Source organism: Calothrix sp. NIES-2100 (genome assembly GCF_963875285.1).
Taxonomy (GTDB): domain Bacteria; phylum Cyanobacteriota; class Cyanobacteriia; order Cyanobacteriales; family Nostocaceae; genus Aulosira.
The window spans coordinates 7,428,606-7,446,282 of the sequence record NZ_CAWNLA010000001.1 but is presented as its reverse complement, the minus strand read 5'-3'; the positions used below and the strand labels follow the sequence as shown (position 1 = coordinate 7,446,282).

Sequence of the window (17,677 nt, the reverse complement as noted above, 5' to 3'; positions counted from 1 at the left end):
AGTAAAGAACTCAGTTATTGCACGTCTGAATTCCTTATAAGGGCTGAAACCCTTAATTTAGCGTAGGTTATATAGACAAAATAAAAAGCCCGTGACGAGGATTGAACTCGTGACCTCACCCTTACCAAGGGTGTGCAAAATGAACGATTATCAAGGCTTTGAGCGAGTTGCATAGTTGGATTATGCAAGAACTATGCAACTTAGAGAATGTACGAGAAGCCGTCATCTAGAGTACCCAAGATTAACCCACGCAACAACAATGGCGGAATCATAATTAGGTTCCAATACCAAGGGAAGCAATACTCACTCTCTCCAGGTGGCAAATATAGCGATAGGCTAGCGATCGCGAACGCCGATAGAATAGCTAGTCAAATTAAAACTGACATTCTTGCAGGCTACTTTGATCCCACGCTAGAGAAGTATCAACCAATAGTTCAACAGCCTGATAACCTTGTCTCAATCAATAAAAATGTAGCGTTAAACCTTAAGGAATTGTGGGAACAGTACAAGGTAGCTAAACAAGCAAGTGTGGCTGAAACCACTCAAAAAGAGAAATGGTCACAGATTGATAGATGCTTGACTAAAATTTCACCTGAGATGTTGAATCTAGAAAACGCACAGTTGTTGATACCAGAATTACTCAAAACCTATTCTGTTACTACGCTTGAGCGCATTATTAACGATATACACGCTTGTAGTAATTGGGCATTTGAGATTGGATTAATTAGTATTAACCCTTGGAGAAGGTTGAAACAACAGTTACCAGATAAGCCTCAAAGCGGTAGAACAAAAAAAGCATACTCACGAGATGAAGTCAACGCTATCGTTCAAGCTTTTAGGGGTGATTGGTACTGCAACATCAAGTCAGCCTTCAAAGATAGTTGGTATGCTGATTTCGTAGAATTCTTGTTTCTTACTGGATGCCGTCCTGAAGATGCGATCGCGCTAACTTGGGATTGTGTGAAAGAAAAAGTAATTGTCTTTGATAAAGCATATTGCTGTGGTGTACTAAAAAGTACCAAAAATAACAAAGCTCGTATGTTTCCAATCACACCACAAATCAGAGAGTTGCTAGATAGGCATTCAACTTATATTTCTCCCATTCCTGGTAAATTAATATTTCCAGCACAGAATGGTAGTTACATCAACCTCAGAAACTTTACACAAAGGTACACCAAGAGGATTGTAGAAAATTTAGTCAACGAAGGTAAGGTAAAACAGTACTTACCAACTTACAACCTAAGAAATACTAGTATTACTCATTATCTACGTCAAGGTGTAGATATAGCTACTGTAGCGGCGCTTATGGAAACATCAGAAGAGATGATTAATTTGCATTACTGGAGTCCAGATGATGACATTATCAATAATAATGTTCAGTTACCTGAGATTTAGAAGCATAGTCATAATACAGGTACAAGTACCAGCGTTATAACTGTATTCATCATACTCGCACTACAGCACTCATAATACAAACATTAACTAAGGATAGTAAACACGCATTACTATCCTTTTTTCTTACTTCATGTAACAGCTAATAGTTATCTCATGTACGGCGCGCCTTCAATATTAAGTAAGTTACTATGGCTAACTTCACGTATGTACGATAACTAAGATTAACAACTTATTGTAGTTAGCTATTTGCATTAATGCAATTACCAATAGATAAGATACTTATCTTAAGTAAGAGTTACATGAACTATCTTAAATACATTTATCTTAGCTAAGATATCTACCTTAACTATCTATCTTATTTATGATTAGATAATGTACTTGTATGCTGTAAGAAAATAGAGTTATCAATGCTAAAGCTATTAACTAGATTGACATCAATAAGAATGAAGTAAATTTGCTGTTAATATAATCAATTCTCAAAAAATATCTAGATCTAGATAATAGATTTAAATCATTTCTTTTCTAGAAAGTAAACACAAATTCAATTTAAATGTTTACAATGAATATGAGGATTAAAAAACCTCTCTGAACCATGAAAACTGAATATCCAAGACGCTCTGAGGTAACTGAGGCATTGAATAGCCAAGAATGCTGAAGGTAGGTAAAAAACGGGCTGAGGATATTCTGTATAGTACCTGACCACACTTCTAAGGAAGACTGGTTATCCCTTATCGTAAGAAAGGGTTAGACATCTAATAATTAGATGGCTAGGTCGTGTCTATTCAATTTAAATTTAACGATAATAACAATGACAAATATGAAAAAAAATACGCTAACTCGCGTTGTACCTACAAGATTAACCAACTATGATTATGATACTTTTGTGGCTACTGCCAAACAACATAAAATGTCTACTACGGCTTTACTGAGGCAGTTAATTCTAGAGTATATCGATAAGCAAAAAACAAAAATACCAGTACTTAATTGAGTACTGGCGTTTCTGCTTATAAAATTTTAACTATATTACTTCGACTATATTAAGCTGACTAATTTAATTCGATATATTAATAATAATTTTAACATGACTTCTAATTATAATAACATTCCTTATGTAGATCAGCGTCAAGAAGTTATTAATTGGCTATTAGAAAATGGTTATCCAGTATTGCCAGTAGCACCAGCCCAAGACGCTAGTAAGTATCCCCAGCTTAAAAAAAATACTAAAGAAATTGAGTTAGATAAACATGGTAAACCTCAGCCCATATTCACAGGTAAGAATCCATCATATCTAGATAAAGATGGTAAACCACATCTCATAAACCACAGCAAATATCAGAATGAACTACCTACTGATAAAGAATTAGAAGAGTGGTTTGTTCATCCAGATAACGGTATTGGTACGCTAGGTGGATGGAACAATACTATTTGGTTAGATTTTGATACTAAAAACTTTGATTCTCTAGAAGATTGCGAGCGCGCGATTGAATCTTATCTAGAAGATTATCCACAATTACAAGAAACATTTACCGAACGCACTCATAGTGGTGGATATCGATTAGGAGTCAAAGTTAAGCAGCTACCTAATTTTACAAATTTCTCGCTAAAACCCGGTGGTCATCATATAGGTGAAGCATTAAGGGAAGGAAGGTTTACTGTATTAGCTCCAACCGTAGGAACATCAGGGAATGCTTACTGCAATATCAAGCGAGTTCCATTAATTGAAGTAGAATATCTGGAATCAATAGGTATTTATTCAACCAAAAAGAAGAAGGAAGAAAAAATAAAAATCAAAAAGGAAACAACCCGCGCTCCTCAACAAGTTAATACATCTACTATTAGATTGGAATTGTTAGGGAGTGAAACGAGTAAAAGTGTTCTGGAAGGTAATGCTGCTACTGAAGACCGTTCTGAAGCTCTTACAACTGCCATTAGAGAGTGGCTCGGCTGGGAAAACTGGTGTAATGAACAAGGTATTAACTACAGTGGCACAACTGAGAAACTAGCTCAAGAAGCTGGTAAGAAGTTAGGGATTGATTCAGATAAGATTCAACGAATTCTAGATAGTGTTGACCCTAATGATTGCCATCCAGCACTGCTATTTATGGCAGATGAATCTGAATGTTGGTTAAAAATTCGCAACCTAGATAAGAATGTCTATGAACAAAGCTGTCCAGACCATATTAAACAAGATAAGCCAAATTCTCACACAAACTATGAATCAGTAATGAATGAATTAGAGCGAATTTTGCAGATTGAAGACCCTGGACTACAGAAGTGGGAACTAGAACAACTGTCAAGGCAAACTAAAATTAAACCCAGCAAGCTACTAGAAATTTATGAAGCTAAGTTAACTGGTAGTCAGAGCTTTGCCCCTAAAGATGTTCACGAATTTCTAGCCTCAAGTTCAGATGAACGTGAATGGGTGATTGCGGCTCATATCAGTGTAGCTACCACTGTGCTTTTATTTGCCGATGGGGGTGTAGGTAAAACACTACTAGCCTATGACATTTGTAAAGCTGTTGCTACTGGTCAAGCTTGGAATGGTTACAGAACTAAGCAGGGTCAAGTCTTAATCATTCAAACTGATGAACCTGAGATTGATACAACAGAACGGCTGAACATTGCTGGTTTTAAAGATATCCCAAGAGGAGTAATTAACATTGAAACTAATTGGCAGTTTTCACAGATACGCCAATTGAGGCAATGGATTGAGCGTGAACGTCCTTTATTTGTGGTGATTGATTCTCTAACATCAGCTAACCGCAATAGTGGAGTAGAAGAAAAAGATACATCATACGGTGCTGTGTTATATGATCTACGAGATATTGCCAATGAGTATAAATGCTCAATTATGGTTTTACACCATGAAAACAAAGCTGGTGGTACTAGAGGTACAACAGCGATTTGTGACAATGTATCTGAAGTATGGCGGCTGCATAAGGGTGAAGCAAAAGATAATTTATCAACCACACAACGGGTATTAGAAATAGGAAAGTCCCGTTCTGGTTGTACCGGAAAATCTCTAATTAATTTAGATACAGATGATTACTCTTGGAAGCATCAAGGTAACTTCGGGGAACCAGAAAACGTATCTAAATCACTAAAGGAGAAGCTTTTAGGTTTCTTAGAAGACCAACCAGGAATTGAATACACAGCAGACCAACTGGCAACCGAATTTAAGAGCAACCGGGAAACTGTCAGACGTAACCTAGAGAAACTACGTCAAAAAGGGCAGATTGACCGTAAAGATAAAAAAGCAGATACAAATGGTGGTAAGCAACAAGTATGTGTTTATTTTGCTCCTCACCTACGAATAAGTGTGGAACCTTGCCTTGAAATGCAGTTATAGCAAGCTTTGTAAGCCTCCACACTGGGGGTAAATCTAAGGGTCAACACATCTTTAATGTTGATCCTTATAGTCAAAAACTTGATTACTTTAATCAGAACAATTGTAGTTTTTAATTATTAGGTAGATGTTGCCTGTTTGCTAATACCATTTCACGAAAATCTTGATACACTTCACTCCCCCAGCTTGGCTATGTCTATCAATTTTAAAGTTAAACGGTATAACTCCTCTATTTTTACGCCTCTTGTCAAGAAAGGCATTTAAATGACAAAGTTGAGATGCGATCGCACAATTCATTATTGCGTTTAGTGTTCAGAGTTGAAACATTATTTTTCTCTATTCGTAGTAATAAAAGAGAGATAACTAACACAGGAGCCGCGCCATTATTTTTGAATAGGCTGCACACAATCATACTGTGGAACCTACAATTGGAACCTATAGTTGAACCTTCAAACCCAGTCATAGCAATGCTTTTAGCTAAGGTTCCACATAATTTACAGCTATTACACTTCAAAGTTATAGTGGTGGAGAAAGACAGAACCAAAAATCATTCAAGCGCTTAGTATAACTCATTTATTTATTTAAACTAACTGGTTCTTTTGATGCCTAATATTAAGCTCTACCGTTATGATTTCTGCCTTTAATGTTACTTATTTTAATCTTATTGCGTTTAACTAACTATAGTAGTTATGTACTTAATGATGCAAAGTAAATAATGATAGGTTATTGATGCTATAAATATATATATTGGATATATGATGTTTTTATTATTGTGGTATGAGTTACTAGGATTAGTGTAATCGCGCCTCAGTATTGATGAGTATTTATACTTGAATATTTTACAAATTAATCAGTAATTCTTACCTAGCTACTCATATAAGTAGCTATGCCATAGTGGTAGTAGTTTAAATCACAATTACTATGATAAAACTATTAAGTACGCTCACAGTGGCATCCACACTATTCTCTTTATGTTTGCCTATGACAGCTTTGGCACAAGTGGGTGATTCATTGTGTTCTATGACAACCAGTAGTGGAACTACTATTAATTTGAGTAGTTTGTGTTCAGGTAGTAGTCAGGCTAGTGAGTTACAATCAGGTTTGTATCTACAAGGTGTTACTGCAAAACGTATAAAAGAGGTCAATAGTTATAAGAGATTTATTTCAGGTGTTGTCGCAAATAAAAGTAATGAGTTGCATTTTGGCTCGGAATTAGTATATCAAATATACAACCTGAAATCAGGACAACTAGTTGTAACTGATAGTAACTCTAAGCCAATTCATAGTATTAACCCCGGCGAATTAGTTAGTTTTAATTTTGAAGTTCCTCTTAGGTTTGATGTAATAGTAATACAAGTAAAATCTGATAAATTTAGTGGTAGCCCTATTTGTTTTGCAAATACTCAAGAGAAAGAAAATTATTGCAGACAATTGACTAGAGAAGTTAGAAGGCTTTAATTTTTATCAACAGTTTTGAAAGTTTACAGTTGCTATTTACTGAAAACATCCAAGGATAAAGGAAACGCTCAATCAACTGTTATCAACTTTCTCTTTTGGGGAACTATGTATTTAACCAAATAGAGCAATAAGAAATGATTCGCAAAATTTATGCTATACCGTTAGCACTGTCAATGTCTTTATGTACAGGTTTATCAGCTTGTACCCAACAGAAAACAATATCGGCTGCAACTCCTGTACAAACACCAATTCCTGTACAGACACCAACTTCTAAAACTACACCTAAAGCGATTCCATTAACATCAGATGTGAAGGCACGTAAATTTTTGGAAAGCTATTTTAATGAAATAACTACAGGGGGTTTTAATGGCTCAACATATTATTGCAAGTCCAGTAATGCATTTACCTTTTACTCGCCTAGAAAATATGAAATTTTGAAAATTTTACCAGGAAAAGAAAATTCAATGATAGCCCGTACTCGAATTGAATCAAGCAACGCTGGTGGTGTACCTATTATCAAAAATTGGACGTTTCTTATGAAGAATGAAAAACCAGAGTCTTCTTCATCCATTAAAGAAGCTGCTGAATATGGTTATTGTATTTTTATAGTGACAGATCAGTTTTAACAACTATTACATGGAATTTATTGTAACTTCTGTCTAGCATCAACACTTAGCAGGAATACCAAGAAAATCCTACTAAATATCAGTGTTTGGTAGGATTTTTCTTGTCTAGTATTAAATAATTATTAACCCATAATGTAAGCTTTTAGCGCATAAACATTAATACTTACTACTAAAAGCCCCTATAACAGGCGATACGTTGTTTTAGATTTATGACACCTGAAACTGAAAATAGAGGCTTTAGAGGCAGCTAAACCATAGCAGTACTTCCTATCTACGTGGTGATGAATCAACCAAGTAAGTTGTCTGATTATAATAACTTATTGATTTATTGTAGTTTGATAAGTAATCCTGTTATGCAACTTCTATGCAACTAGATTGATATAAAGCGATACTGGTAGAGTACAGCCAATTTATGCAACTTGCACAAAATCGTTGTTTTTTCAATGATTTAAAAAGCCCGTGACGAGGATTGAACTCGTGACCTCACCCTTACCAAGGGTGTGCTCTACCACTGAGCCACACGGGCAAAATTGAACTTTTATTTGAGTTAAGAGTTATAATGCTGGGAAATTTACCATTCACTCAGCGATTATAACTCATAACTTTGAAGTGGTGGGCCGGGCTGGATTTGAACCAGCGTAGGCGTAAACCAACGGATTTACAGTCCGTCTCCATTAACCACTCGGACACCGACCCATTTGTCTCACGATTTACAATAGTAGCGCCAAGTTTTCTAAACCGCAAGGGGTTGAGAAAAATTATTTTGGAGAACTGGATTTCGTAAGGAAACCCAGTTCTTCACGCCTAACTCAGAAGTTCACCGGTTTCTTGCAAGGAATGCAAGCGGCGGTAAATACCCTCTTGGCGCAAAAGTTCATCGTGGCTACCGACTTCCACAATTTTGCCTTGATCGAGAACGACAATCTTATCGGCTTCCCGGACTGTACTCAGGCGGTGAGCGATGATGATTGTGGTGCGAGTTCCTTGAATTGATCGCATCGCTAATTGAATGGAACGCTCAGACTCGTAATCTAAGCTGGAGGTAGCTTCGTCAAAAACTAGCACGTCTGGTTCTACCAGCAGCGCCCTCGCAATTCCCAAGCGCTGTCTTTGTCCACCAGATAACCTCACACCACGTTCGCCGACAACGGTGTAATAACCTTGGGGTAGGTGTTGTACTACTTCATCAACTCTGGCAATCCTACAGGCTTCCTGAACCTGCTCAAAACTAGCATTTGGTCTGCCATAGGTGAGATTGTCTAACAAAGTTCCGTTGAAGATATCGACTTCTTGGTGAACGATCGCTAATCTCCGCCGATAATTACCGACATCTAATGTGCGAATATCTTGACCATCAATGAGAATTTGTCCCTGTTGAGGTTCAAAATACCGCAACAACAGCTTCACTAAGGTAGATTTACCAGAACCAGAACGCCCAACCAAGGCTACTGTTTGGTATGGCTCAATCAATAAGTTGATATCTTGCAACACTAGACGATTGGCATCATACCCAAAATTAACATGGGATAGCTCGATTTTGCCAGTAAATTGATAGGCTGATTCAGCTTGATTTTCTACGTTTAATAAACTCTCTGAATCATAGCCAGTTGGCTCTTGCAGAAATTCGTGAAACCGGAGCATGGAAGAATAGCGACGGGCAAAAACTTCTGCTAGGTTGCTGATAGGTTCCAATTCAGCATACGCCATGCTGGAAAGAGTTAAGGTCATGACAAAATGACCAAGAGAAATCTTCCCGCCGACTGTGGCTGCTAAAGTTAAGCCCAGTATGGCAAATACACAGAATTGAATTACAGTTTTCTGCCAAGTTAATAGATTTACGTAACCTTTGTGGATACGATAATCTACTACTTTTAGTTCCCGATCCAAGCGTTGCTTTTGCCGTTTTAGTTCTTTAGCTTCCGTCGCAAATGCTTTCACTGTTTTGATATTGGTGATCAGTTCTGAGGTTCGACTTTCGGTATTTTCCATATACCTATCTAGCCGACTTTCATACCCAATGATCCTTTGTAAATCTCTCAAACTAAAGCTGAGAATAATCACAAAAGAAATCAAATATAAACTTGCAATCCGCCAATCAATTAACAAGATAAACACAAAAATTCCCAGCACTCGCAGCAGCTTAGGAATTAACTGTCCCGCAATTTCGGGATATGTCCAAGTGTGGTTAGTAACACCTCTGGCTACTCTTCCGGCTATACGTCCGGGGTTATTTTCATCATAAAATTCTAGCGGTAGAGTGAGAATTTTGGCTATAGCTGTTTGGTTATTTTCTCGACGCGCTCTTAAGGCTATATCCCAGTGAAACCAACTAGTTAACCAAGGTTGTGTTGGCGCTCTCACAACTGTGACAATAAAAATTATACCCAGTAATACACCCAAAGATAGATGTTTATTAACTGGGTAATTAATAATGTCAGAAAAATTTGCGATCGCTCTTTGGAGTGGTTTGTCTAATGGTTGACCGGATAAAACGTTTAAAATTTGTCCAATGGCATAAGGTACAACCAAATCAATAATTTCGTAAATGCTGGATGTTGCAATACTGAAAATACTCTGCCCCCAGTAGGGACGAAAATAATGTAGAATATCTCGAAATTTGGCCATGATGCACTCTTCCAAGAGCGTGAGCTTGAGCTTGGAATCTTTATACTACATATGTATTACGCTGTAGTCAAGCTCTAGATCTTTAAATCATCCTTAGGGAGTAGTTGGCAAATGAGAAGGATAAAATTCTAGGTGATAGCGATAAAGAGCCACAGGTTTAGAGCCTGCGGCAAAGTAATCTGGATCTTGAGGTGAAAGGTAAACAGCAGTAACTTGATCCGCTTCTATGGCTGGATGAGATGTTAAACGACGGTAAGCAGTGGTAGATTCGACAGAGTTAAAATAAGGACGAGAACCGCCTTTAAACAGTTGTTGAAACACTTCTGTGGTGATGAACTGACCGTCAGAAGTAGTTTCCGTGGCGCGTGCGGTAACAGCAGAAACTAGTTGACGGTCTCCACGCAATAATGTTATCTGACGATTAGGCGAATTTGGATCTATTTTCACAGATAACACAGCTTCATTGCCTAAATAAGCGCGTGCTAAATTCAAACTATTAAAGGCTCTATCAGCTACTAATTTTGATGATTTGTTATCTATCTGAGGGATGGTTTTTAATCTAGAAACAGGTGATTTTTCGGGAATAAACCTGACTAAAAAACTTATAGGCTGATTGAGTTGTTTGCGGTTAGCGTCAAATCCAGGTGTGACGATATCTGGTGCTAAAGGTGCAACTAAATCCACTAATGTACTCTTAACCTGCCAATAACCTGCCATCCACTCAGGATAAGCTAAATCTCCTGAAGCAGGTTGCACAGAACTTAATTTTTCCCATTGGGGAAAATTAGCCAGTCGTTGAGATAATTCCCCAGCGCTAGCGTATCCACTCCACCCAAATAACAACAAAGCTACCAAGCAAAAGTTCCAAATCGCCTTCATAGCCAGCAATTGATTTTTTAGCGAGTAAAAATTCATCTCCAGAATTATTGTGTTACATTTCGTTGACGCAAATAACAACGAACGCAAGCAAATATAACTTATCAGCTGTCAGCCAACTAAATATGCACATAGGGGAGTACTTTGTTTAGTACTATGGAATACACAAATTTATATAGAAAAAAATAATGGTTTACTGTTTGAAAAGTAAATTAATAATAGTGTAAAATCCGATAAAATACTGATGGACTGATTTCAGGGTGCATAATAACGGATGCAATCGCTTTGTGAATTGCATCTTCGCTGAAAAATAGTTACGTCAAAATTCTCAGAGCATACTGTAAGTACTGATGTGCTTGCAGAGTATATTTGCACTCCTGATATCAGTGTGGGCAATTCCAATTGCTTTTACGCTCATAGAAGGTAGGGCTGCAATTATCCCCAGGGCTATAGAAGTATGATCCTGGGATAAATTGAGATGGAAATCCTACGTATTGCGATCGCACTTAGCGTAGGTGCAGGGAAAAATAGCTTGATTCGCAAACATTCAGATTCTCGACTTTGTCAATCAAAGGGTGCAAATTCCCATACTTAGAGGACTAACTCGCATGGATTGTCCCAGTGCTGCGAAGCCAGAAGAGATTGCGATCGCTTTGGAATTGCATAGTGCAAGCAAAAAACCACCTTTAACGGTTGTGAATCCTACTCAAAAAGCTTCAATCACGGAGGCTTTAAAAGTACTTACTTGAGAAAGTATGAAACCCTCGATATTGTAGTTAGCAGATCAGCCTCAATGCATTTGGGCAATATCCTCAAGCTACTCCCCAGGACATTTAGCCAAATGTTCATGGATGCGCGCAAAAACCGTGTTTTGCCAATAAATTCACAGACAAATAATCAACAAATTATCCCAACAATTACTGAAGAAAAAGCCATGATTAACATTTCCATGTTACAACAGGTTCTACAAGAATTTGTTAGTGGTACATCCCACATTCAAGGAGCAGCTTTAGTCAGTCCTGACGGTCTCGCTTTAGCTTCAGTACTACCTAATGAGATGGATGAAGACCGCACAGCCGCCATGTCAGCAGCGATGCTTTCTTTAGGCGAACGTATAGGTAGCGAATTAGTTCGCGGAACTATTGACCGGATTGTTGTTGAAGGCGAAAAAGGTTTTGGAATTGTCGTTAGCTGTGGACCAGATGCAGTTTTATTAGTTTTAGCTAACGCCGCCGTTAAACAGGGTTTATTGTTCCTAGAAATCAAACGCGCTGTTTCTCAAATTGCGCCTTTAGTGGCTTAATTTTCAACTCAAATTATACCAATTACTAAAATTCGGTTAGACATTGTCATCGGAAAATATAGATTATATCCGAATGGCTTCATCTCAAATAATTCATGTTGATTACGAATTGGTATTAGCTCATACGCTGATTTTTGGATGATTATTTTTCTCGATAATCTAAATCCAAGTATCCAATTTACACAGGAAATAACAATTCTGGATTTTGCAGTATTGTTATTAGGTAAATTTATCAATTGTGAATTTTATCAATATATCTAAATTGGAGAATTCACAATTTACTAATTTGCCATGTTTACTGTGAACATCTCGTCTTATCTAGTTTTGATTGATTCTTAGGAAATTTGCATCATGACTTTAGATCCACATACCTTTATGTCTACTTTAGAAAAGCGTATTGGTTTGACATCTGAGGATAAAGACTTACTTAAATCTCAAGCAGATTGGGGGTTAAAAACAGCTTCAGAGATGGCGGATCACTTTTATACGTACTTGGGACGCGATCCAGAAATGAATGCAATCTTACATCATAGTGAAGAGCGTATGCATCGCCTACATGAAACTTTTATTCAATGGTTTCACGAAATGTTTACAGGTATGGATGATTGGGGTAATGCGTATGCAGAACGCCGTTGGAAAATTGGTCTAGTTCATGTCCGCCTCGGGATAGGGCCTCTACAAGTTGTCCCAGCAATGGCAACGGTAATATATGAAGTAGGCAAGCAACTTACAAAGGATGGCAAAAGTGCAAATCTCAAAGATGCTCTTGGTCGTATGTGTATGATTGACTTAGCCTTCATTGAGCAAGCTTATATAGAAGTATCTTCATCGGCGGTTTTGCGAGAAACAGGCTGGTCAGAAGGACTGTTTAAGCGCTTAATTGTTAGCGGTGCTAAAGCTATGTAAGAGCATATTTGGAAAGTTTCAAGTAACACTTAAAATAATTCGTAAGTAATTGGTAATTCATGACTGTTTTAGACAGGTGATATCGGCAATAATTACTTATTACGTATATACCCTTTGGGTAGTTTCCCAAAGGGTATTATGAAGGGAGCATCCCAAATGTGTAAATTGATTTTTTTGTAGCGATCGCTCTCTAGGGCGCTTCAAATACCTTAGGGAGCAAGATGCTCCCACTACAAATTTATTCAGAGCAAAATTGGGATGCTCCCAATTACGAATTACGAATTACGAATTAGTAGCGATCGCTCTCTAGGGTGCTTCAAATACCTTAGGGAGCAAGATGCTCCCACTACAAATTTATTCAGGGCAAAATTGGGATGCTCCCAATTACGAATTAGTAATTATTAAATCTCAGCTGGTAAAGGTTGCCAAACTTCTCCATACTGATCTTTAAGAGCTTGCCAAGTTTCTACTTGACCTGGTTCATATTCTCCGGGCTTACCCCATTGGAGAAAGAAACTTAAAGCAGGCTCCTGTTTTTCATCTAAAAACCGGATAGCGTAGGTAGTAAAGTTACCTCTTTTCGCTTCACCCGTTTCAAATTTCACTTGAGTAATTTTGTCCATATTCAAGTGAAACTCAAAATTTTCGGTGTGCATATTGGCATATTTACCCTTGGGTAATTCTGCATAAAATAGCTTTTCTAGCTTGCTTCTGACTTCTAATACACCAGCACTGCTAGTTACTATTAAACGCAAAGTTCCTAAGTTTTCGCAAGCTGCTAAAAATTCTTTTAATGTTGTGGTCATTTGTCATTTGTCCTTTGTCAGTTGTCAGTTCTCATTTATCATTTGCTTTTGGAGATTAGCCGATGATTAATGACTATTTTTCATATTGTTCGTAAGCAGCGACGATGCGCTGAACTAGGGGATGACGCACGACATCTTTTTGAGAAAATTCACAAAAAGCTATGCCTTCAACGTTCTTTAAAACGTGTAAAGCTACTGCTAAACCTGATTGTTGGTTTATTGGTAAATCGGTTTGTGTCATGTCACCTGTAATTACCATACGCGAACGGAAGCCCAAACGAGTCAAAACCATTTTTATTTGTGCAGGTGTAGTATTTTGGGCTTCATCGACAATGACAAAAGCGTTATTTAGGGTGCGTCCCCGCATATAAGCAAGTGGTGCGACTTCAATTACACCCCGTTCCATTAAATTGGGTACTTTTTCCGGATCGATAAATTCATTAATAGCATCATAAAGTGGGCGGAGATAGGGATTGACTTTCTGTTGTAAATCTCCGGGTAAAAAGCCGAGTTTTTCGCCAGCTTCGACCGCAGGACGAGTTAAAATTAGCTTTTCAAACTGGTTGGCGAGGAGTGCTTGAACGGCGACTACAACGGCGAGAAAAGTCTTACCAGTCCCAGCAGGGCCAGTAGAGAAGATGAGGTCACGTTTGCGTAGGACATCAATATACTGTCGCTGGCGAAAGGTTTTGGCGCGGATTTCTTCACCCCGGCGAGTTCTGGCAAGGATATCTCTTTGTAAATCTTGCAGTTCCCCTTCTCGATGGGTATCTAATGCTTGACGGGCTGTGGAAATATCCGCACTAGAGATAGTATTACCTTTAATCCAGAGGTCTTCGAGCGATCGCACTAATCGCGAAGCTAAATCAACTTGTTTTGGTGTTCCCGAAATATGTAAGTCCTGTCCGCGTAATACCAAGCTGGCCCCTGTTTGCTGGGATAAAAGTTTGAGATTTTCTTCTCCATCTCCAGCTAGAGCGATCGCACTCGGAACATCCGGCAGCTCAATTTTGTAGGCCTCTGCCATAGTATTTTTTAATATATGAGGAGTGTTTATCAGATTTCAGCAAAACTATGACAAATTTTCTTGTTTAAATATAAAATTCTGAGTTTTTAGTCAGTTGTCAGTTGTCATTTATCTCGCTAGCCCCTAACCCCTAACCCCTCTTCAAGGGGAAAAGTAGAGATACGATTAATCACATCTCTACTTTTTGTAGGTTTGCTCTCAAAATAGTTTCAAACCTAAACTTGCATGATTGATTTAGGTTAACCACATTCACCAAAGACACCACTTTAATTTAGTAGCGGACACCTTTGCGTGCAGCTTCCTCTTTGCGCTTGCGTCGTAAACTAGGTTTTTCGTACCTTTCCCGGCGTCTAACTTCTGACAAAATTCCGGCTTTTTGAATTTTCTTTTTAAAACGTCTCAGCGCTGAGTCTATTGACTCGTTCTCACCTAAACGAACTTCAGCCACTCCCTGGTTTCACCTCCTGAAAGAGATTGTTCAGAGTTATTTATGATTATCACTAACTACAAGCAGTATGGCGATCGCTTCTCCTGATGATAAACACCCATATTTTTAATCCTCAAAAGGATTGAGAGCATTTCTCTAGTGAGGCGATGCCTAACACCACTGATGCCAGAGTACCAAATTTGGCGTTTTTTAACCATTGCTATCTACTAGAAGGTCTGAGCGGAGTATAAACCGCCCAGACTGGCTCTCAAGTTTGAACCTAGCGAGTGCGGGGTTTAGCGATGGGTCTGGGGCCGTTTCCGTTTCCGTTTCCACGTCTGTCCCTTGATTTGGGTGGCGGTAATCGCTCTTCCCGGTCTTCATCAAAAGATGCACCTTCTCGTGAGGCGCTGCTGCCATAAATATCCAGATATACTGATTGGCCAGCAACATCGGCCGCTGCGGCAATTACTGTACGAATCGCCTGAATATTGCGTCCTCCCCGACCAAAGACTTTTCCTTTATCTGTGCTGTCAAAGGCGATGCGAATCCAAGCCTTTTGCAGGCTTTGAGAAATTTCACAATCGACGCTTAAAGACTCTGGAGATTCTAAAAACGGCTGCACTAAAAACCTCACCAACCCCTCATAATTGGGGCTGGCTGTGGGGGATTGTTTTCCGACACTATGATGCGGCTGTTGTGGCACTGACCTGTTCAAAAACATTGGCTTTTACTAGGATGCGACGGACGGTGTCAGTGGGTTGAGCGCCTTGTTGCAGTCGCTTGACGATTCCGGGAACGTCCAATCTTACTTCATCCGTTCTGGGGTTATAAAATCCCAGTTCTTCTAGGGGACGACCATCGCGGCGAGCGAGGCTGTTGATAGCTATGATGCGGTAACTCGCTTCCCGCTTTTTACCGTATCGCTTCAAGCGCAGTTTGATCATGATTTAAAAATCGTTCTCCTGTTTGTAAATATCAGTTGAAAGCAAGTGCCGCTTTGTAGAAGTCAAAAGTTCACAGTCTAAAGTCAAAAGACTTTGTTATCTGTAGTTTTTGACCTTAATGAGCCAAAAACTTATCTTTGGCTGTTGCCGATAAATTGAGGCTCTACTTCTTTTAGGCACAATTTTCCATCCTGGAATGCTAATTTTAGCACTTGCTGGGCATTAACTGCTATTTGTCATTTGTCATTTGTCATTTGTCATTTGTCATTTGTCAGTTGTTTAGGCTGATGACCTTTGACTGTTGACTTTTGACTATGGTCACTGAGTTTAGGCTACGCGGTAATCGAGCGTAAAGCCTTCGGCATAGCTTCGCTTAGCGCGTAGCGTCTCGCAGAGAAGTTGAGATTCAACTACTGCCAAGTAGAAGTGTGGACTGTTGCCTAAAGATTCCCGAAGCCTTTCTTTTTTTTCTCACTCTTTTTCTTTTTCGTTGCGCCGGGGTTGTTGTTGGTGTAACCGCGCCATCCTGGGGCTGGGGGACGATTACCTCCTCCTGCGAAGGCGTTACCCATACCACCACCAAACATTCCGGGCATACCGGGGAATTGACCTTGACCCATTTGCTGCATGAGCGATCGCATTTTTTGGAAATCAGCTACTAATTTGCTGACATCTGCTTCTCTATAGCCTGCTCCAGAGGCAATACGCCGTCTGCGGCTGGGAGAACTGGCTAATAAATCAGGGTCTTGGCGTTCTTGGCGAGTCATGGAGTTAATCATGGCTTCACAGCGTTTTAGCTGGCTTTCTCCATGCTTTAGCTGGTCATCAGAAAGCTTGTTCATCCCCGGAATCATCTTAATGATTCCACCCAGCGAACCCATGTTTTTCAGCAGGCGCAATTGCTTGAGAAAGTCGGTGAAGTCAAATTTTGCCGACAGGATTTTCTCCTGCATTTTCTCGGCATCTGCCAAGTCTATTTCTTCTTGGGCTTTTTCCACCAAGGTCAAGACATCGCCCATCCCCAAAATCCGCGATGCCATCCGGTCTGGGTAAAATGGTTGCAGTGCCTCGACTTTTTCACCCACACCCACAAACTTAATGGGCGCACCGGAAATTTGCCGCACTGACAGTGCAGCACCACCACGGCTATCTCCATCTAGTTTGGTCAGAATTGCCCCAGTAATCCCAATTTCTTCGTGGAAGGTACGGGTAAGATTTGCGGCTTCTTGACCAGTCATGGAATCCACAACCAGCAAAGTTTCGTGGGGTTGGACTATGTCTTTAATCCTGGCCAGTTCTGCCATCATGTCTTCGTCAATTTGCAGACGACCAGCCGTATCAATAATTACCGTATTTACGCCTTCCGCTCTGGCGCGTTCTACACCTTGGCGAGCAATTTCTACTGGATCTGCATCACTTCCCAGTTCAAATACTGGGACTTCAATTTGCTTACCCAAGGTCACCAACTGATCGATCGCGGCTGGACGATACACGTCTGTAGCCACCAACAAACAACTACGATTTAATTTACGGAGATGTAAAGCTAACTTAGCAGTAGCAGTGGTTTTACCAGTACCTTGCAACCCAGCCATTAGCACAATGGTAGGTTCTCCCTCGACTTCTACCAGAGGAACATTTTCTTCCCCCATCACCTGCACCAGTTCATCGTAAACAATTTTGATAAACTGTTGGTCAGGTCGCACGCCAGAGATCACCTCAGATCCCTGTGCTTTGGCTTCGACTTCACTAATAAAATCTTTGACTACCTGGAGGTTGACATCTGCTTCCAACAAAGCGCGGCGAACTTCTCGCAACGCATCTTGAATGTTGGACTGAGAAATTTTATCTTGTCCGCGCAGTTTCTTCCAGGCAGATTCTAAACGGTCAGCTAATGCATCAAACATAATTTCGATTACAGATAGTAAGCCAGTAGAA

The 17,677-nt window shown here is 39.4% G+C and carries 17 protein-coding genes and 2 tRNA genes; 8 read left to right on the top strand and 11 right to left on the bottom strand.

Translation table 11 applies throughout. From position 1 onward, the window contains the following. The first annotated feature begins 207 nt into the window (after positions 1–207). The 5 genes from AACU32_RS30335 to AACU32_RS30315 all read left to right on the top strand — a co-directional run bounded on the left by AACU32_RS30335 (position 208) and on the right by AACU32_RS30315 (position 6,825). Entirely contained in the window at positions 208–1,395 is a 1,188-nt protein-coding gene (locus AACU32_RS30335) for a tyrosine-type recombinase/integrase (RefSeq protein WP_096605255.1), read from the top strand. An 808-nt stretch (positions 1,396–2,203) separates the two neighbouring features. Further along, a complete protein-coding gene (locus AACU32_RS30330; RefSeq protein ID WP_190748831.1) occupies positions 2,204–2,383 on the top strand; it encodes a hypothetical protein in 180 nt (59 codons plus the stop codon). Positions 2,384–2,476: 93 nt separating this feature from the next. Then, positions 2,477–4,744, top strand: coding sequence for an AAA family ATPase (locus tag AACU32_RS30325; RefSeq protein WP_096605253.1), 2,268 nt, complete (start codon positions 2,477–2,479; stop codon positions 4,742–4,744). Positions 4,745–5,662: 918 nt separating this feature from the next. Further along, the gene (locus AACU32_RS30320) at positions 5,663–6,199 is read left to right on the top strand and encodes a hypothetical protein (RefSeq protein WP_339378386.1); all 537 of its coding nucleotides are present in this window, start codon (positions 5,663–5,665) and stop codon (positions 6,197–6,199) included. Between the two features lie 134 nt (positions 6,200–6,333). Next, positions 6,334–6,825, top strand: a complete 492-nt coding sequence (locus AACU32_RS30315; protein ID WP_096605247.1) for a hypothetical protein — start codon at positions 6,334–6,336, stop codon at positions 6,823–6,825. A 454-nt stretch (positions 6,826–7,279) separates the two neighbouring features. Here AACU32_RS30315 and AACU32_RS30310 read toward each other — a convergent pair. From AACU32_RS30310 to AACU32_RS30295, 4 genes are all read right to left on the bottom strand, one after another. Next, positions 7,280–7,351, bottom strand: a tRNA-Thr gene (locus tag AACU32_RS30310). 84 nt (positions 7,352–7,435) lie between these two features. Continuing rightward, positions 7,436–7,521 (bottom strand) — tRNA-Tyr (locus tag AACU32_RS30305). Positions 7,522–7,629: 108 nt separating this feature from the next. Beyond that, positions 7,630–9,450 (bottom strand): ABC transporter ATP-binding protein, encoded by a 1,821-nt coding sequence (locus tag AACU32_RS30300; RefSeq protein ID WP_096605245.1) that lies wholly within the window; start codon positions 9,448–9,450, stop codon positions 7,630–7,632. A gap of 93 nt (positions 9,451–9,543) precedes the next feature. Continuing rightward, positions 9,544–10,365 carry a DUF6816 family protein gene (locus AACU32_RS30295; protein WP_445223200.1) on the bottom strand — a complete coding sequence of 274 codons (822 nt, stop codon included), beginning with the start codon at positions 10,363–10,365 and terminating at the stop codon, positions 9,544–9,546. Positions 10,366–10,934: 569 nt separating this feature from the next. Here AACU32_RS30295 and AACU32_RS30290 point away from each other — a divergent pair. From AACU32_RS30290 to AACU32_RS30280, 3 genes are all read left to right on the top strand, one after another. Beyond that, the gene (locus AACU32_RS30290; RefSeq protein WP_339378385.1) at positions 10,935–11,075 is read left to right on the top strand and encodes a hypothetical protein; all 141 of its coding nucleotides are present in this window, start codon (positions 10,935–10,937) and stop codon (positions 11,073–11,075) included. A 98-nt stretch (positions 11,076–11,173) separates the two neighbouring features. Then, complete coding sequence (locus tag AACU32_RS30285) at positions 11,174–11,629, top strand: roadblock/LC7 domain-containing protein (protein WP_339378384.1); 456 nt, start codon at positions 11,174–11,176, stop codon at positions 11,627–11,629. 351 nt (positions 11,630–11,980) lie between these two features. Continuing rightward, positions 11,981–12,535: a protoglobin domain-containing protein gene (locus AACU32_RS30280; RefSeq protein ID WP_096605241.1), complete on the top strand. Its 555-nt coding sequence runs from the start codon at positions 11,981–11,983 to the stop codon at positions 12,533–12,535. 401 nt (positions 12,536–12,936) lie between these two features. On the opposite strand, the gene AACU32_RS30275 is transcribed toward AACU32_RS30280, so the two are convergent. The 7 genes from AACU32_RS30275 to ffh all read right to left on the bottom strand — a co-directional run bounded on the left by AACU32_RS30275 (position 12,937) and on the right by ffh (position 17,646). After that, a complete protein-coding gene (locus AACU32_RS30275; protein ID WP_096605239.1) occupies positions 12,937–13,341 on the bottom strand; it encodes a ChuX/HutX family heme-like substrate-binding protein in 405 nt (134 codons plus the stop codon). A 73-nt stretch (positions 13,342–13,414) separates the two neighbouring features. After that, positions 13,415–14,368 carry a PhoH family protein gene (locus AACU32_RS30270; protein WP_096605237.1) on the bottom strand — a complete coding sequence of 318 codons (954 nt, stop codon included), beginning with the start codon at positions 14,366–14,368 and terminating at the stop codon, positions 13,415–13,417. A 271-nt stretch (positions 14,369–14,639) separates the two neighbouring features. After that, positions 14,640–14,816 carry a 30S ribosomal protein S21 gene (gene rpsU / locus AACU32_RS30265; RefSeq protein ID WP_086682879.1) on the bottom strand — a complete coding sequence of 59 codons (177 nt, stop codon included), beginning with the start codon at positions 14,814–14,816 and terminating at the stop codon, positions 14,640–14,642. 56 nt (positions 14,817–14,872) lie between these two features. After that, on the bottom strand, positions 14,873–15,013 hold the full coding sequence (locus AACU32_RS30260) for a hypothetical protein (RefSeq protein WP_339378383.1): 141 nt from the start codon (positions 15,011–15,013) through the stop codon (positions 14,873–14,875). 62 nt (positions 15,014–15,075) lie between these two features. Continuing rightward, positions 15,076–15,519 (bottom strand): KH domain-containing protein, encoded by a 444-nt coding sequence (locus tag AACU32_RS30255; protein WP_096605235.1) that lies wholly within the window; start codon positions 15,517–15,519, stop codon positions 15,076–15,078. Further along, entirely contained in the window at positions 15,479–15,742 is a 264-nt protein-coding gene (gene rpsP, locus AACU32_RS30250) for a 30S ribosomal protein S16 (protein ID WP_096590652.1), read from the bottom strand. The genes AACU32_RS30255 and rpsP overlap by 41 nt, the downstream gene beginning before the upstream one ends. Positions 15,743–16,182: 440 nt before the next feature. Then, the gene (gene ffh, locus AACU32_RS30245) at positions 16,183–17,646 is read right to left on the bottom strand and encodes a signal recognition particle protein (RefSeq protein WP_096605233.1); all 1,464 of its coding nucleotides are present in this window, start codon (positions 17,644–17,646) and stop codon (positions 16,183–16,185) included. Positions 17,647–17,677: the final 31 nt, after the last annotated feature.

Excerpts from the sequence above, each read along its gene's own strand:
- AACU32_RS30290 (WP_339378385.1), top strand. The coding sequence starts at position 10,935 with ATGGATTGTCCCAGTGCTGCGAAGCCAGAAGAGATTGCGATCGCTTTG.
- AACU32_RS30335 (WP_096605255.1), top strand. The coding sequence starts at position 208 with ATGTACGAGAAGCCGTCATCTAGAGTACCCAAGATTAACCCACGCAAC.
- AACU32_RS30330 (WP_190748831.1), top strand. The coding sequence starts at position 2,204 with ATGACAAATATGAAAAAAAATACGCTAACTCGCGTTGTACCTACAAGA.
- ffh (WP_096605233.1), bottom strand. The coding sequence starts at position 17,646 with ATGTTTGATGCATTAGCTGACCGTTTAGAATCTGCCTGGAAGAAACTG.
- AACU32_RS30285 (WP_339378384.1), top strand. The coding sequence starts at position 11,174 with ATGGATGCGCGCAAAAACCGTGTTTTGCCAATAAATTCACAGACAAAT.
- AACU32_RS30300 (WP_096605245.1), bottom strand. The coding sequence starts at position 9,450 with ATGGCCAAATTTCGAGATATTCTACATTATTTTCGTCCCTACTGGGGG.
- AACU32_RS30325 (WP_096605253.1), top strand. The coding sequence starts at position 2,477 with ATGACTTCTAATTATAATAACATTCCTTATGTAGATCAGCGTCAAGAA.
- AACU32_RS30295 (WP_445223200.1), bottom strand. The coding sequence starts at position 10,365 with ATGAATTTTTACTCGCTAAAAAATCAATTGCTGGCTATGAAGGCGATT.
- AACU32_RS30270 (WP_096605237.1), bottom strand. The coding sequence starts at position 14,368 with ATGGCAGAGGCCTACAAAATTGAGCTGCCGGATGTTCCGAGTGCGATC.
- AACU32_RS30320 (WP_339378386.1), top strand. The coding sequence starts at position 5,663 with ATGATAAAACTATTAAGTACGCTCACAGTGGCATCCACACTATTCTCT.
- AACU32_RS30280 (WP_096605241.1), top strand. The coding sequence starts at position 11,981 with ATGACTTTAGATCCACATACCTTTATGTCTACTTTAGAAAAGCGTATT.
- AACU32_RS30260 (WP_339378383.1), bottom strand. The coding sequence starts at position 15,013 with ATGGTTAAAAAACGCCAAATTTGGTACTCTGGCATCAGTGGTGTTAGG.
- AACU32_RS30275 (WP_096605239.1), bottom strand. The coding sequence starts at position 13,341 with ATGACCACAACATTAAAAGAATTTTTAGCAGCTTGCGAAAACTTAGGA.
- AACU32_RS30255 (WP_096605235.1), bottom strand. The coding sequence starts at position 15,519 with ATGTTTTTGAACAGGTCAGTGCCACAACAGCCGCATCATAGTGTCGGA.
- AACU32_RS30315 (WP_096605247.1), top strand. The coding sequence starts at position 6,334 with ATGATTCGCAAAATTTATGCTATACCGTTAGCACTGTCAATGTCTTTA.
- rpsP (WP_096590652.1), bottom strand. The coding sequence starts at position 15,742 with ATGATCAAACTGCGCTTGAAGCGATACGGTAAAAAGCGGGAAGCGAGT.